Annotated in this window: 15 protein-coding genes; all 15 read left to right on the top strand. The window is 34.4% G+C overall.

Annotation, left to right across the window (positions count from 1 at the left end; translation table 11 throughout):
* Nucleotides 1-19: 19 nt before the first annotated feature.
* Nucleotides 20-898 carry a lysophospholipid acyltransferase family protein gene (locus tag JOC47_RS08950; protein WP_204701735.1) on the top strand — a complete coding sequence of 293 codons (879 nt, stop codon included), beginning with the start codon at nt 20-22 and terminating at the stop codon, nt 896-898.
* Nucleotides 891-1,484 (top strand): LPS export ABC transporter periplasmic protein LptC, encoded by a 594-nt coding sequence (gene lptC, locus JOC47_RS08945; RefSeq protein ID WP_204701734.1) that lies wholly within the window; start codon nt 891-893, stop codon nt 1,482-1,484. The genes JOC47_RS08950 and lptC overlap by 8 nt, the downstream gene beginning before the upstream one ends.
* Nucleotides 1,474-2,130 carry an LptA/OstA family protein gene (locus tag JOC47_RS08940; protein WP_204701733.1) on the top strand — a complete coding sequence of 219 codons (657 nt, stop codon included), beginning with the start codon at nt 1,474-1,476 and terminating at the stop codon, nt 2,128-2,130. Before lptC ends, JOC47_RS08940 begins: the two co-directional genes overlap by 11 nt.
* Nucleotides 2,120-2,836 carry an LPS export ABC transporter ATP-binding protein gene (gene lptB / locus JOC47_RS08935; protein WP_204701732.1) on the top strand — a complete coding sequence of 239 codons (717 nt, stop codon included), beginning with the start codon at nt 2,120-2,122 and terminating at the stop codon, nt 2,834-2,836. The genes JOC47_RS08940 and lptB overlap by 11 nt, the downstream gene beginning before the upstream one ends.
* Before the next feature lie 10 nt (nt 2,837-2,846).
* Nucleotides 2,847-3,947 carry an LptF/LptG family permease gene (locus JOC47_RS08930; RefSeq protein WP_204701731.1) on the top strand — a complete coding sequence of 367 codons (1,101 nt, stop codon included), beginning with the start codon at nt 2,847-2,849 and terminating at the stop codon, nt 3,945-3,947.
* Nucleotides 3,948-4,418: 471 nt separating this feature from the next.
* Nucleotides 4,419-5,078 carry a DUF3084 domain-containing protein gene (locus JOC47_RS08925; protein ID WP_204701730.1) on the top strand — a complete coding sequence of 220 codons (660 nt, stop codon included), beginning with the start codon at nt 4,419-4,421 and terminating at the stop codon, nt 5,076-5,078.
* A complete protein-coding gene (locus tag JOC47_RS08920) occupies nt 5,075-5,467 on the top strand; it encodes a RuvC family protein (RefSeq protein ID WP_204701729.1) in 393 nt (130 codons plus the stop codon). Before JOC47_RS08925 ends, JOC47_RS08920 begins: the two co-directional genes overlap by 4 nt.
* A 398-nt stretch (nt 5,468-5,865) precedes the next feature.
* Nucleotides 5,866-7,161: an ABC transporter substrate-binding protein gene (locus JOC47_RS08915; RefSeq protein WP_204701728.1), complete on the top strand. Its 1,296-nt coding sequence runs from the start codon at nt 5,866-5,868 to the stop codon at nt 7,159-7,161.
* A gap of 75 nt (nt 7,162-7,236) precedes the next feature.
* A complete protein-coding gene (locus JOC47_RS08910; RefSeq protein WP_204701727.1) occupies nt 7,237-8,151 on the top strand; it encodes a carbohydrate ABC transporter permease in 915 nt (304 codons plus the stop codon).
* A gap of 26 nt (nt 8,152-8,177) precedes the next feature.
* Nucleotides 8,178-9,020 (top strand): carbohydrate ABC transporter permease, encoded by an 843-nt coding sequence (locus tag JOC47_RS08905; RefSeq protein ID WP_239551030.1) that lies wholly within the window; start codon nt 8,178-8,180, stop codon nt 9,018-9,020.
* 24 nt (nt 9,021-9,044) lie between these two features.
* Nucleotides 9,045-10,070 (top strand): galactose-1-phosphate uridylyltransferase, encoded by a 1,026-nt coding sequence (galT, locus tag JOC47_RS08900; RefSeq protein WP_439109074.1) that lies wholly within the window; start codon nt 9,045-9,047, stop codon nt 10,068-10,070.
* A gap of 92 nt (nt 10,071-10,162) precedes the next feature.
* Nucleotides 10,163-11,764 (top strand): methyl-accepting chemotaxis protein, encoded by a 1,602-nt coding sequence (locus tag JOC47_RS08895; RefSeq protein WP_204701725.1) that lies wholly within the window; start codon nt 10,163-10,165, stop codon nt 11,762-11,764.
* A gap of 431 nt (nt 11,765-12,195) precedes the next feature.
* Nucleotides 12,196-13,587, top strand: a complete 1,392-nt coding sequence (locus tag JOC47_RS08890) for a porin family protein (protein ID WP_204701724.1) — start codon at nt 12,196-12,198, stop codon at nt 13,585-13,587.
* Nucleotides 13,588-14,106: 519 nt separating this feature from the next.
* Nucleotides 14,107-15,795 carry an S-layer homology domain-containing protein gene (locus JOC47_RS08885; protein WP_204701723.1) on the top strand — a complete coding sequence of 563 codons (1,689 nt, stop codon included), beginning with the start codon at nt 14,107-14,109 and terminating at the stop codon, nt 15,793-15,795.
* Between the two features lie 104 nt (nt 15,796-15,899).
* The gene (locus JOC47_RS08880) at nt 15,900-16,181 is read left to right on the top strand and encodes a hypothetical protein (protein ID WP_204701722.1); all 282 of its coding nucleotides are present in this window, start codon (nt 15,900-15,902) and stop codon (nt 16,179-16,181) included.
* Nucleotides 16,182-16,275 lie beyond the last annotated feature (94 nt).

Genomic DNA, 16,275 nt, shown 5'->3' with positions numbered 1-16,275 from the left:
GTTAGAAGGAGTGAAGGTAATGGAGCAGGTTACTTATATATTTTTTAAGATTTTTAAATTTATAATAAATTTAATTCCCGAGCGGATCAATTATTATTTGGCCCATGGTTTAGGGAGTTTATTATATTATGTGGTTAAAGAACGAAGAGAGCTAGCAGTGAAAAATATTAAAAGCTCTTTAAATGTTAGTGATAGTCGTGCCCAGGAATTAGCTAAAGAGGTCTTTCAAGACTTGGCCCTTAAATTTGTTGAGATCTTACAATTAGAGCAGAAAAGTTTGACTGAGCTAAAAGAGAATGTTACTGTTGAAGGTGAAGAATATTTAAAGGAAATTTATCAGAGTGAAAAAGGGGCAGTGTTATTTACGGGCCATTTTGGTAACTGGGAGTTATTAGGTGTTTATTTATCTGCTGTGGGTTATCCGATTACTGCTATTGCTCGGGACTATAAGAATGATTATATTTATGAAGAAGTGATGAAGATTAGACAGAGTAAAGGGGCAGAGGTCTTTAACCGCAGTGAGATCAAAAAGGCTTTAAAAGCTTTACTACGTCAGAAATTTTTATTGATTTTAGGTGACCAAGATGCCCATCAAGATGGAGAATTTATGCAGTTTTTTGACCGACCTGCTTCTACTCCTTTAGGACCTGTAAAATTAGCCCAACGCAGCAATTCTTATATTGTTCCTATTTATCTAGTTCGGGAAGGATTTAATGATTATCGTTTGATTGTTAAAGAACCGTTAGAGATTGCTAAAGATGCACCGTTAGAAGAACAGCGAGATGTGTTACAGCAGTTAACTACATCTTTAGAGGCTGTAATTCGTGATTATCCTAGTCAATGGCTGTGGGTTCACCGCAGATGGAAGACTAAGATTGAGGGCGGTAGAAATGACTAAGAAAAAAACAATTATATTTGCACTTATTATTATTTTATTAATTACTGGATATTTTATTTTCACTAGTCAATCTACTCCTGAATCTGAGCAACAACAGCAGACTGCTGAACAGAGGCAGGAGCAAGAACAAGAGCAGATGGATGCTGAAGCAGAGTTAAAAGGAGCAGCAATGACTCTTTATAGCCAAGATGAGACAACGAAGTGGGAGTTAAAAGCTGATGCGATAGAACACTTTTCTAATTCTGGGCAGACTAAGCTGCGTCAAGTAACAGCAGAGGTCTATCAACAAGAAGAGCAAGTGATTAGTTTGAGTGCTAAAGAGGGTACTTTAGATACTAAGACTGGCTTTTTATCTTTACAGGGCCCAGTAACTATTAAGAGTGGAGCTAAAGTAATTAAGGCTAATCGATTAAATTGGAATCAAGCTAAGAATGAACTAATAGGTCGTGGTGATATATTATTAAAGCAGAGTGGTTTAGAAGTACGAGGAGAAAAATTTATTAGTCAGATTGATTTAAGCCGATTACGTGTTTTGGAAAATGTGCAGGTAACTTCTCAAAAAGAGGATGATATAAATGAGAAATAAAAGTAAAATTGCAGTATTAGCTCTAAGTGTTTTAGTTTTAGTAGCTTTGAGTACTGCAGCAGTAGCTAAGACGAATCCTGATTTGGAATTGACGGCTGATGAATTATTAATTGATGATAGTAATGCTGAAGTGATTGCAATTGGAAATGTTGAATTTAGCCGTGGTAATATTAAATTAAAAGCGGATAAATTGACTGCTCAACAAGAACTGCAGATGATTGAAGCTGAAGGTAATGTAGTAGTCAATCAATTGGGACGAACTTTAACGGCCCAGCACCTGCAGTTAAATAGTCAGACTGAAATTGGAATTTTAACGGGCAGTCCGCAATATAAAACAGAAGAAATGTTGATTCAAGGAGAGAAGTTTAGATTTGATTTGCAAACAGGAAAATTAACAGTTAATGACCAAGTTTACTTGGAAAATAAAAAAGAAGCAATTACTGCTGAAGCTGAACACTTAAGTTATGACCGAGCCAAAGAAGAAGCAATATTAACAGGTAATGTAGTAGCTCATAAAGGTGAGCGGCGTATGACGGCAGAAAAGATGACGATTGATTTAGAAACTAATAAGATTAAGGCGGAAGGGCGCACTACTTTGATAGTGCCTAACGCTAATCAAAAGCAGGGTGATCAAAATGCCGATTAAAGCATCTAATTTGGTTAAAACTTATGATAATAAAAATGTAGTAGATGGAGTTAATTTTACTGTTGATAAAGGAGAAATAGTTGGTATTTTAGGTCCCAATGGGGCAGGAAAGACGACTACCTTTTATATGATAGTAGGATTGATTCGACCTAATTCAGGTCAAGTTAAACTGGATCATCATGATATTACTAAACTGCCAATGCATAAACGAGCGCAGCGGGGGATTGGGTATTTGGCCCAGGAGGCTTCTGTTTTTCGGAAGTTAACAGTTGAAGAGAATATCATGGCTATTTTAGAAATGATTGACCGACCAGAAGATGACCAAGAGATTGTAGAAGAACTATTAGAAGAGTTTGATATTAAGAACTTGCGCGACCAAAAGGGCTATATGTTATCAGGAGGAGAAAGAAGAAGAGTAGAGATTGCTCGTTCTTTGGCAACTGACCCTGATTATATATTATTAGATGAGCCTTTTGCAGGAGTAGATCCAATTGCTGTGAATGATATTCAGGATATTGTGTCTCATCTAAAAAACAGAGGCTTAGGAGTTTTAGTTACTGACCATAGTGTTCGAGAAACATTAGCTATTACTGACCGCGCTTATATTATGCATGAAGGAGAAATTCTCTTATCAGGGACATCTGATGAAATAGCGAATAGTGAAATAGCTAAAGAGTTTTATTTGGGAGATAAATTTCAAATGTGAGGTGCAATTAATGAAGATTGTTTATCGCTATATATTGAAGGAGTTAATTCAACCTTTTTTATTTGGTGTGTTTGCTTTTACTAGTATTTTTGTCGGTTCTGATGTATTAATTAGCTTAGCTAAATTAATGATGGAGTATGGGTTACCGATTATTACTACAGTTAAATTATTCTTTTTAAGCTTACCTCAAATTGTAGTCTGGACTTTTCCGATGTCCATGTTATTAGCTTCTTTATTAGCTTTTGGTCGTTTATCCGGAGATAGTGAGATTACTGCTTTAAAAGCTGGCGGAGTTAGTTTTATGAGATTAGTAATTCCAGTTTTAGTTGTAGCCCTTTTAATCAGTGGTTTAACTATTTGGCTGAATGATACCTTAGTTCCTAAAAGTACTAATCTCTATGAAGAGATAGTCTGGAAGATGAAACATGGTGAAACCAAACCTAAAACCCAGCAAAATTTGCGCATAGCTCCGGTTGATAGTGCAACAGGGAAGTTAGACTTTGTTTTAACTGCTAGTAAATTTGATGGAGAGACGCAGACTTTAAATGAAGTGACCCTGCAAAATTATGAAGACGGTAAATTAGTTAATATTATTCAGGCTGAAAAGGCTAAATGGCTGGATAGCAAATGGGTATTCATGAATGGTGTAAGTTATACAATTACTAAAGAAGGACGAGTTCCACAAACTAAATTCACTAAGATGAATATGAAGAATAGATTAAATAGAGATCCTGAGCAAATTTCAAGACGGCAAAAAGAACCAGAAGAGATGAGTCTAAAAGAATTAGGAAAGCATATTGAATTATTAGAACAAGAAGGGCAGAATGTTAAGAAATTAAAGGTTACTTATCATCAACGTTATTCGATTCCTTTTGCTTGTTTTATTTTTGCTCTAGTAGGCGCACCATTGGGCTTACAACCTAATCGTTCCGGCTCTTCAATCGGCTTAGGATTAAGTATTATTGTGATCTTTATTTATTATACGATGATGACAGTTGGTTCTGCTTTAGGGCAGAGTGGTAATTTAACACCGTGGTTAGGTGCCTGGCTGCAGAATATCATCTTCATGATTGTAGGGATTGGATTGTTGTATAAAACGCAAAGATTTTAATAGATGATAGTAAAAATCGGCGAGAGCCGGTTTTTTGTTTTTAAGTCAGCTTAGTGCTGGCTTTATTTTTATGGGTAATATTGCTTAAAGGTATGGGGGTTTATAAATTGAACTTAATCTATATAAAGTTTAACTTTCGGGATTAAGATAAAATGATTCTTCGCTCCTAAATCTAGTTTGGCAATGAGTCTTAATGAAGTCTAGTGAATATAAATTTTGTAAGCTTAATTTCCAAATTTATATTCACTAGACTTCATTAAGACTCATTGCCAAACTAGATTTGAAGACGCTACGAAACAATTTCATCTTAATCCAAGGCAGTTTTACTTTAAGTGTAGGAGCAGGGACTGTACTATTTTGGGATTGCTTATTTTTTTGATTGTTCTTTTTGCTTTTGATTTAAATTTTTCTCTTTTATTTTTTCATTGTTAATTTATAAAGTGCCACTTTATATAGAGGGGAGTTGAAAAAATGTATGGATTACCTTTGATATTAATCTTAATTGTTATTGGTGGTTTGATTGCTTATGTGGGAGATAAAATTGGCATGAAAGTAGGAAAAAATAGATTATCACTATTTGGATTGCGGCCGAAGTATAGTTCAATTATTATTACAGTAGTGACTGGAGTTTTAATTACCATTTTTTCTGTTAGTTTAATGATGCTTGCCTCGCAAAAGGCTAGAATTGCTGTCTTTAGGTTAGATGATCTATTGTTAGAAATTGAAAGGTCGAAAGCAGAATTGGATACTTTGCGAGCAGATAAGAAAGAATTGCAGCAGCAGACTGAGAACTTGGCCCATAATCTTAAGTTATTTGGAGAAAAGTACTTTTTATATTTAAATCAAGAGGTGCTTTACAAAAAAGGAGTAGAGGTCAGTCAGATTATAATTAATGATGAATCAAAAGAGGAAATTAGTACTCAATTAAATAATTGGCTGCAGCAGTTAGATAGTCAGGCTCAAGAGTTAGAATTTAATAAGTTAAGATATAATGGGCGGGAATTAGATAAATTAATTACTATTTTGACTGAGAAAGAGGCGTCATATACAGTCAGATTAATCACGGCTAATAATATCTTTAAGGGAGATGATTTGGTGGTGAAGTTTGATTTAGTAGGTGTTAATTTATGATTGCTGCAGTGGATCCGGGGCGAGATAAGTGTGGATTAGCAGTTGTAGAAGATAGTGGAGAGATTATAATGCAAGAAGTCTTGGCCCGTCAGAAATTAGCTAAGAGAATAGTATCTGTGGCTGATAAATATAATCTGCAGTTAGTTGTTTTGGGGAATGGTACTTTTAGTGAGGAAATAAAAAAAGTAATTACAGGAAATGATCTGTTGGTGGAGGTTGTAAATGAAAGAAATTCGACTTTAGAAGCTAGGAAGTTATATTGGGAGCATAATCCTCCGCAGGGGTGGAGAAAGTTAATTCCTACTGCCCTGCAGACTCCTCAAATAGCAGTAGATGGATATGCAGCTGTGATTTTAGCGCAAAGATATTTAAATAATTATTTGACATAAAGAAATAAATTACTTATAATACTAAGTGTAATGCTTTTCATACAAAATATAAAAGTCTATAAGTGTAAAAAATGAATAGAAAAAATAGCAGTTTATAATCATTGTGTGGTGCTCTATTTATAAGTCTAATTATAAAACATAAGTGATTATAAGTTTTTTAGACTTCGAATGTAATGCATTACATACACGGAGTTACTATAATTTCATAATTTTAGAGTACCTCAAATGCCAATAAGAATTTTATTAACACTTGTTAAAAGTGTAATTCATTTTTTACTGGGAACGTTCTCAAAAGCTAAAAGTAGATAATTACAAAGAAAACAACCTACCTTATAAGTTTACAACCCCTATAAGAAAGTAGTTCAATAATCTCAATTAAAACTTTAGGGGGAATTCAAATGTTTAAGAAAAAGAATTTGATGGTAATAGCGCTTTCCTTAGTCTTAGTTCTATCAGTTTCAGTTCAAGCTAATGCTCTATTTGGTCTTTTCGAAGATGAAGAAGAATCTAAAGTAACAGAGATTACATTTTGGCATGGTATGGAATCAGGTGCCAATAATAAAGTGCTGACAAAGAAGGTCCAAGAATTTAATGAGGCACATCCTAATATTAGAGTTAATTTACAAAGTTATGGTGCGGCAGATAATGCAGAAAGTAAAGTTATGACTTCAGTAGCAGGAGGTAATCCTCCAGCAATGATGTGGATGGGTCCTCATATGACAGGACAATTAGCTGAAGCTAATGCTTTAGCTCCTGTATCTGAATTCATTAAGAATGACTCTGATTTTGATAAGAATGATATTTATGATTCGCTATGGAAGGTATCTTCTTATCAAGGAAAGATCTATACTGCTCCGTTTGATGCCAATAACTTAGGAATCTTCTATAACAAAGACTACTTCAAGCAAGCAGGGATTGAAGAACTACCTGATACATGGTCTGAATTTATAGAAGTAGCAAGAAAGGTCCAAGAAAATAGTGATGCTGAATATGGTTTCCAAGTTCCTATGGGTACTGGAGAATGGACTGTTTGGAATTGGGAAGCATTTTTAAAGCAATCTGGCGGTGAGTTCTTAAAGAATAATGGTACTGAAATTGCTTTCGATAGCAAAGATGGAGCTGAAGCACTACAGTATTGGGTAGATTTAAAGCATAAGCACAAAGTTGCTACTTTCTCTCAAACTGGTGCCGGTTACAAAACAGGTAACTTAGAATCAGGTCGGATTGCAATGCAGGTGATTGGTCCTTGGACTATGCCGCAGCTTAATAAAACTGATTTAAATTATGGAACATTTATGTTACCTAAGCAAGAACAGCGAGGTACTAGTCTTGGTGGAGAGAACTTATATATCTTCAGAACAAATGAAAAGAAAGAGCAAGCTGCTTGGGAATTTGCTAAGTATGTAATGAGTGCTGACTTCCAGGTAGAATATGCTAAGCAAACAGGTTACTTACCAGTAAGTAAGTCTGCAATGAATAGTGATGAATATCAGAAGTTCTTAGATAACAATCCAGAAGTGAGAACATTTACTAAGCAGATGAAGTATGGTTTTGCTCGTCCAACTGGCCCAGCTTATCCAGATATTTCTAGTGCTTTAGGAAAAGCAATTGAAAAAGCTCTATATCAGCGGATTACTCCTGAAGAAGCATTAGAAGAAGCTGCTAAGAAAGGTCAAAAAGCATTAAATGAATAATCACTGTAAAATCACTAACTTGGTGGAGGATTACCTCCACCAAGTTAATTTCAAATTAAAATGGAGGAGGATAAGATGCCTGATTTAAGCTCAGATACTGGCGTGATGGATAAAGTTCAGAATGTTTTGAATTTAGATGATGAAGATATCATTAGTTATATCTTTATTGCCCCAGCAATGTTGTTTATTGGTGTCTTCATTTTACTGCCAATTTTGTTTAATGTCTTTTTAAGTTTTACTAAGTGGAATGTAGTCGGGCCAATAGAATTTGTAGGATTGACTAATTATATAGAAATGTTTCAGTCACCAGAATTTTGGGGTGCCTTTGGTAATACAGTCTATTTTGTAGCTGTAGCAGTTCCTTTAACTATTGCTAGTTCATTATTTTTAGCTATACTATTAGACCAAAAGATAAAAGGATTAGGCTTCTTTAGAACAGCATTTTTTAGTCCGCAAGTAATTTCTTTTGTAGCAGCAGGACTAGTTTGGGTTTGGATGTTAGATGCTAATAAAGGATTAATTAATTACTTATTAGGCTTTCTGGGAATCGATCCGATTAACTGGCTGCAGAGTACTGTGTGGGCAATGCCGGCTGTCATATTGCTGACTGTTTGGCGCTTTGCAGGATACTTTATGGTTGTTTATCTAGCTGGATTACAGGGGATTCCTGAATCATACTATGAAGCCGCGGAATTAGATGGTGCAGGTAAGGGTTGGAAGTCCTTTATTCATATTACTTGGCCCTTATTAAAACCGACTACATTATTTGTTACGATCATGATGTTATTCTTTAGTTTTAGAGGATTTGCTCAATTTCACGCGATGACAAGAGGAGGTCCGATGGGCTCGACTACTGTATTAGTTTATCGGATGTATGAATTAGCTTTTGATAAATTTAATATGGGTGAAGCTTCTGCAGTAGCAGTACTACTAATCATTATTTCAATGATTGTTAGTCGAGTACAAATGAACTTATTAGGTGAAGAATAATTTGAACCTTATACGGGAGGTGCTAGATGATGAGTGTGTCTGATACGGGGACTTCTGCAAAATTGAAGAAGATAGCAGTTTATACAGTATTGATTATTAGTACAATTGTAGTTTTATTTCCATTTTTCTGGATGGTAAGTACGGCTTTAAAGACTAGAAGTGAAATTTTATCACAGTCAATTAGTTTATTGCCTAATGACTTGAATTGGGGTAATTTTGCGAGAGCTTGGAATAAAACCAATTTTGGGCGGCAATTTTTCAATAGTATGTTTATGTCTTTGTCAGTAACTTTTGGGCAGATTATAACTTCGGCTATGGCTGGTTATGCCTTTGCCCGCTTTGAGTTTAAAGGGAAGAGTGTTTTATTCGCAATATTACTAGCAACATTGGTTGTACCATTTCAAATGCGAGCAATTCCAGTCTATACTATAGTTGCTAAATTAGGATGGTTAGATAGTTATAAGGCCTTAATTATTCCTTCTTTAGCTAATGCCTTTGGAATCTTTTTGTTCAAACAGTTCTTCTCGCAAATCCCTTATGCCTTAGAAGAAGCAGCTTTAATTGATGGTGCGAGTAGATGGCAGATCTTATGGAAGATTATGATTCCATTATCTAAGCCGGCTGCAGTATCATTATTTATCTTTACTTTTAGTGCAGAGTGGAATATTTTATTTAAGCCTTTAGTATTAACTCGTTCAGAAGCGATGAGAACAGTACAGTTAGGATTGACTACTTTTCAGTCCCAATTTTCTACTAACTATTCGCTGTTAATGGCCGCTTCGGCATTTGTAACGCTGCCAGTCTTGATCTTATTCTTAATTGGTCAAAAACAGTTTATTCAAGGTGTTGCTAATACTGGTATTGATTAATAATATAGACTAAAAAATCAGCAAATTAAAATAAGAGAGGGGATAAGAATGTCAGAAATTAGAGAAGACATTATTACAGGAGATCATGTAGTTATATCATCTGAGCGAGGCAAAAGACCTCACGATTTCAACCATGAAGAAACTACCAATAAGGATGACTATTGTCCGTTTTGTTATGGGAATGAGGATGACACGCCACCTGAAATAACTGCTACTAGTAGTAACCCTAATCGTAAAGAAAATGAAGCAGGGTGGGATATAAGAGTCATACCAAATAAATTTGCTGCTTTAGATATTGATGCTGATTTGAAAAGACAGAATGGTTTTTATAATAAGATGACAGGAGTAGGAGCGGCTGAGGTATTGATTGAATCGCCAGACCATGAGGGGAGTTTAGGGACTCATGGACTAGAGCATACTATAGATATAATGCGGGTGTTAAAGGAACGACACGATGACTTGGCCCAAGATGAGAGATTAAAGTATGTGCAAATATTTAAAAATCACGGCGGCACAGCTGGAGCCTCCTTAGAACATCCTCATTGGCAGATTATGTCCACTCCATTAATCCCAACTGCAATTAGAGGAGAATTAGATGGAGCAGAAGAGTACTATTCTGAGAATGGGAACTGTGTCTTTTGTGATATCTTAACAGAAGAAACTGAAAAGGGGAGTAGAATTATAGAAGATACAGAAGAATTTACGGCATTTGCTCCTTATGCTTCTAGATATCCCTTTGAAATGTGGATTATGCCTAAAGAACATCAACATTCTTTGGGACAGATTAGTGAAGAGCAATTAAAGGATTTAGTAAAAGTTCTACAGAAGATGATTAGAAAATTAGAAGTTGGTTTTGACAATCCACCGTACAATATTGTACTGCACACTGCTCCATTTTTAGATGGTGTTGAGAAAAAATATCATTGGCATATTGAAATTTTACCTCGGTTGTCTATCAATGCTGGTTTTGAATTAGGAACAGGTAATTTTATTAATCCTACTTCACCAGAATTAGCAGCTGAAACTGTAGAAGATATAACAATTGAATAGTATTTATTTATAAACAAGGGTTTTTTTTAAGACCCTTGTTTATAAATATTAAGGGATGAATTCGATTTTGCAATCAATAGGAGGCGGATCTATTGAAATTAAAAAAGAAGGTTAAAAATTGGGCGCAGAATTTAAAAGATATGCAAATTAGTGATTGGCTAAATAAAATTACTGTGCTTAGAAGAGTCCAACTAGGATTTGTTGTAGTAGTAGCTATCTTATTAGTATTTAGCCTGTTAATTTTTATTAATACCGCTCAAATTGCTGATGAGTTGTATAGCTTAAATCAGACTTTAGTACCTAGTGTCAAAACTAATACGGCTGTAACTAATAACTTAAATAACAAAATGGTGAGTATCTATAAGTGGCAGGCCAATCTAGCCTCATATACAAGTAGTGATATGTTAGGCAAAGAATTAGATAATCTCAAAAGTTATATTCAGCAAGAGGATGTTAAGCAACGTTTAAATAAGATGGAGCAATTAAATGCTCAGATGAAAGAAAAGGTCAGTCAATTAAGAAAAACAGAAGAAGGAAGCTATGAGAATAAAAATTTATCATCTCAAATTAAAGACTTAGGCACAAAATTAAAGATGAATAATGCAGCAATTAGTAAATTTGGCTGGCAGCAGTTAGAACAGCGAGTGAATTCTATTGATAATAAAGCTAAAGAGATTAGAAATACTACTTTACTATTAGCTTTAATCAGTTTAGTTTTCTGTCTGCTCTTAGCTTTTGGATTGTACATTGGAATTAATAAGATTACAACTAATATCAAGAATAAATCTTATCAGGCTAAAGATAAATCAGAATCTATAGATGCTCTATCATCTGAGATTAAAGAAATAGCAGACGAAGTAGATAGTAAGATTAGCACTGCCTCAGTTTCTATACAGGAATTAGTTGAAGGAAATCAAGAAGTAACTGAAGCTATATCTGAAGTATCTACTGGAGTGGAAGAGTTAGCTCAACAAGCGGAAGAGATATCTCAGATAGGTGAAGAAACATATCAATTCATGGAAGAGACTACAGGGAAAATTGTGCAAGGTGATGAGCTCTTAGATACAGCAGTTAAAAGAATGAAAAGCTTAAAAAAGAGTATTAATAAGATAGGTAATATTTCAAATAAGATAATGGAAATCAGTGAACAGACTAATCTATTAGCCTTAAATGCGGCCATTGAAGCTGCCAGGGCGGGAGAAAAAGGTAAAGGATTTAGCGTAGTAGCTGAAGAAATAAAAGAATTAGCTGATGAAAGTAAAGAAGCAACTCTAGAAGTACAAGAGATCATCCAAGAAATAGAAGCAAGCACGAAGCAAACGGTGCAAGTTATGACTGCCGAAGAAGGAGACACAGAAAATATTGTGAGTGTCTTTAATGAAATAAACTACTTAGCTCAAGATGTAGCCCAACAGATGAAAAAAGTAAAAGAAGCAGCAGGAAATCAAGTAGCTTCCACAGAGCAAGTCAGTGCTTTAACCGAACAAATATCTGTCTCTAGTGAAGAAATGGCTGCTCAAACTGAAACAGCAGTTAGTTCTACAAAAGAAATTAGTAATTTAATGGGAGAAGTTACTACAGCTAACCAAAAATTATATGAGAAAGTAAATGAGCAAGAACAAAATTGTAGTCAACAAGAAGAACTAATGAATCTAGTAATTGAAGCTAATCAAAAGTTAAATAAAAAAGACTAACACAGCAACAGTAATAATTATCATATTTTTTACAATAAAATACTTAAATTTATAGTAATTAAAAGTTTACATTATTTTAATATTTAGTCAATTAGGTATTAACATTAATCTGAAATAATTAAATTGATAATTGTTAAAAGAAGTTATTGACTTCAAAAGAATTTATCCTTATAATATGATTAAGAATGGAGTTAATCAGCAGTTATAATCGAAAAAAGAAAGTAATAATAAAAAAATGCATAAATTTGTAGATTAAAACAGGAATTTCTCTGTTTATCTACAAATAATATAAAAGAGAGTAAATAATTTTAAACGGCTGGAAAGGAGGTGACCCCGCAAAGCCGAAGTCAAAATTATTTATTTTTCAATATGTTAAGTTTTATACAATTAAAAAAATGATTTTCATAAAGAAACCAAGGGGGAAAAATAAGATGAATAATAAGAAAATAGTTAGTGTACTTACTGCTTTGTTAATCGTGACGATGGCTGTACCTGTGTTTGCTGATAATCATATGGAAGATAAAGTTAAGGTGACTGGTGAAGTTAAATCAGTATTTCAAGTAGGTAATTATAGTGATAATTCACAAGCTGCTGCTGAATTGTGGGCTGATGATGATGCTTTAGATGAAAATTATCAAGATGATCCCGATTTATTCCCAGCTGAAAAAGCATTTTATCAAGAAATGAGCTTTAATGTGGCAGCAATGGTTAATGAAAATATTAACTTTGATTTAGCTCTTGATACAATCACAAATAACTTTGCTGCAACTGCAGGTGATTATGGAGATCCAATTCCTAATCCTAATACTGATGCTGAAAAGAATTTAAGTATGGATACTGCTACTTTAACAATTGCTGATGATGTATCTACACTTAAGATTGGTGACGTTGCTGGTTTCCATGCTGATTATACCTTCATCGATGATGAAGATAGACAAGGTATGACTCTAAATACAGTTGCTATGAATTCTGATGTATCTGCTTTTGTTCTTAGTGATGATTCTGATGCTCCTGCAGGACCAGCAGATTTTTATGGTGTAACAGCTAGTAGAGATTTAGCTAATTCAACTGTAACAGGTAAGATTCTTCATGCTAATGACTTTGATGTTGATGACAATGGTACGTTAGTTAATGTAACAAATGTTGTTGCTGCAATTGACACTAATGTAAATGAAAATGTTACTGCAAATGGTAAGCTTGTATTCAATGATGGAGAAGATGATAGTGATACATTCATGAGTGCTGGCGTATCTGCAGCAATGAATGAAGCATTAACTGTAAATGCTAAAACAGAAATGATGGGTGAAGACTTTGCACAGGTTCAAGGTGATACTGAAGGTCCTGGAACTGACCTTTTTGAGGTAAGTGCTGATTATGTATTAGATGATGCTAATACGGTTACTGGTGCTTACACAATGATTACTAAAGATGGAGAAGATGAAGATAAGAATACTATTGAAGTTGCTCTAGAAAATGTTAATGGAGCATATACTAATAATGCTTCTATTGCTACAACTGCTAATGATGGTTATGATGATGACACTGATGTAACTGTTATTAAAGTAGGAACTGAGTATGCAATGGACGATGCTACTTTGATGGCAGAGTTAACTAATCAGTCTGCTGATTCCAATAATGAATTTACTTACATCAAGCTTGGCTATGACCAGCAGATTACTGAAAATATAACTTGGAATACTTCTCTAGGTTATATTGATGGTACAACAGCTTCTGATAGCAATAACCTAATAGATAGTGGTGTTGCTACTGGAGCAGATGCTGATTCTACTGACTTAGAAACTTCTTTAACAGTTAAATTTTAATTAAATCTTAATAGATATTTAATCAACCCTGGGCCAAGTCGGCCTGGGGTTTTTTATTTTTTTGCAACTGAAGTCTTATATAGATATCCCTCTAATGCTAAATCTTACTTAAAGGAAATACAAAGGATAGCGCAAATAGATTAAGTGAGCAATAAAAAATAAGTTGGGATTACTTCCCTTAGTAATATTAACCTAGAGTGAGATATGTTACTTAAAGGAAAAGGGAAGGAAGTCGCAAATACATTAATTGAGAATTGTCAATTCTACATTCTCAATTGCTTTTATTTCGTGTTCAAGTAATTCATTGAGACAGGCAAGAAAGGAGGTGGACCCCACTCGCCATTAAATGATGAATTACTTAACAGCTATTACAGTAGAGCAAATATCACTAGATAGTAAAGAAAGCTGAGGAAACAAGGCCACTCAACTGGATTTACCTCTAGAGTGATGTAAAACTGTGATAGTCTAATAGATTTTATACTATTCAATCGACTAACAATCAACTAGGGGGATTTACTAATGAATAAGAAATTAATTATGGTATTAACTGTAGTAATGATATTGGCAATGACTGTACCAGCAATGGCAGGACAATTTAATGATGTACCAACTAATCATTGGGCTTATAATTCTTTAGAGAAGGTAGCCCAAGCGGGATTGATTGAAGGATATCAAAATGGAGAATTTAACGGACAAGAGGAATTAAGCCGTTATCAAGTTGCTGTTTTGACTTCTCGAGTGATGGATAAGATTGAAACTGATGATACAAAGATAAATAATGAAGTAGCACAGGCAATTCAAACTTTAGCAGAAGAGTTTGATGCTGAATTAGCTAAAGTTAATGCTAAAGTTAAAGAGTTAGAGACTGTACAGATTACAGGTGAAACTGCTATTGAATATAAAGATATTGAAAAGACAGGTGCTGGAGAGTCATATATTGATCCGTATGAACAAGACTGGGATGGCGATGATGACATTGACGATGATGATAAAGTATTAGCAGAAGATTATCTAAAACAGACTGCTACTTTTAATGTCGGAATTAATAAAGATAATTTAAGAGCAGATATTCAAATGGACACTGTTGGTAATTATTATGGTGATACAAATGAAGCTGCTGCTGATCAAACTGTCAGTGAATTAGAGTTAGATACTATTGCGGCTCAAATTGAAACTGATGATTTCAAAGCTAGCCTGGGAGAAGATCAGGTTCTAGGATGGAAGGACTATTTATTCTATGATAATGAAGATAATGCTGATGATGAAAATATTGCTGGGGTAATTTTGGAATCTGGTAATTCTACGATTGGTTTGGGACAATATTTAGATAATACGAATCAGGAAGTGAGAAATATTGCTGCTAAACAAGATAATATTTTTGCCTTACCGATTAATGCTTATTTAGGTGTAGCTGACCATAAAGATACAGGCGCAGAAGAAATTATTGTGGGATTAGATGCCGCTTATCAATTAGCAGGTGTTGATTTAACTGGTGAGGTTGCTGTGAATAGTGGAGACAATGATGGTAAGTTATTAATTGTAGGAGCAGAAAAGGCAATTGATAAGGTTAAAGTAGGTGCTGAATATGAAATACAAGATGAATTTGTAGCAATTCAGCCTGAAGGTGATTATGTTGGTGTTAATGATAGTGATGAAATAACTGTTAAAGCAGAAGTAACAGAAGATAATCCGTATCAAGTGTTAGGTGCGACTGTCTTTGGAGAGTACGAATATGAGTTTGAATCAGAAGATGAACTAAGATATATCGAAGCTAATAAAGAATTAGGAGATTTCACTGCTGCTGCAATTTATGATTATGATACTGCAGATAGTGAAGCAGATAAAGTAGTTAGTGTAGCTTATGCGCCAGAATTTAAGATCAATAATTTAGAATTAATGCCGCAAGCTAAAATTGCTGCTGTTTATGATGCTAATGAAAATAGAAGTACTAATAAAGAAGCTAAACTAGATGCTCGTTATAGAGTTAATGATAAATTGGCCTTTACTGGTGGTTATGGCTGGGCAGACAAAGAAGACTATGTTGACCTTGCCGGAGAGAAAAAGACTACTAGTGCTGGTCTTGAGTACAAAGTAAGCGACAATTCAACTGCTAGTATTAGTTATCAAAAGATGGACTTTAGTGCTGTAAATGCTGGAGATAGTTTTGACCGACAAGGTATTATGGGTAATATGGGATTCAAGTTTTAATTAGCCGCTGTTAATGTTTCAGGCGTAAATCATGAGAAGTGAGATAAAAGAATAAAAAGTAGGCAGGGACTCCCTGCCTACTTTTTTTAAAGGGGGCTACCCTAATGAAAAGAATATTATCATTACTGTTAGTATTAAGTTTTTTAATCTCAAGTATTGCTATAGTTGAAGCTAAGGAAATAGAAGTAGAAGATCAAGTACTGTTGGTAGCTGAAGATGAACTAGTGGAACTGTCAGCGCAAAAGAAGTTTGAAGACTTAATTATGATTATGAAAGAGTTAGTTCAAGCTAAGGCAGAGTCTAAGGTGGAATTAGAAGAGATTAAGATTTCCAATTTTGAATTGCTACCGCAGGAGAGATTTAAAATATATTATAATCTAGATTGATTTTATGGCCGCGCTTTAGCGCGGCTATTTTCATTTTTTGTTAAAAAATTGATTTGTTAATAAATTATCTCGAAATTGAAACAGGAAAAATACG

Origin of the sequence: Halanaerobacter jeridensis (assembly GCF_016908315.1) — a bacterium.
In the GTDB taxonomy this organism is placed as follows: Bacteria; Bacillota; Halanaerobiia; order Halobacteroidales; family Halobacteroidaceae; genus Halanaerobacter; species Halanaerobacter jeridensis.
The sequence above is the reverse complement of the archived record's forward strand: the minus strand, read 5'-3'. Positions and strand labels throughout refer to the sequence as shown.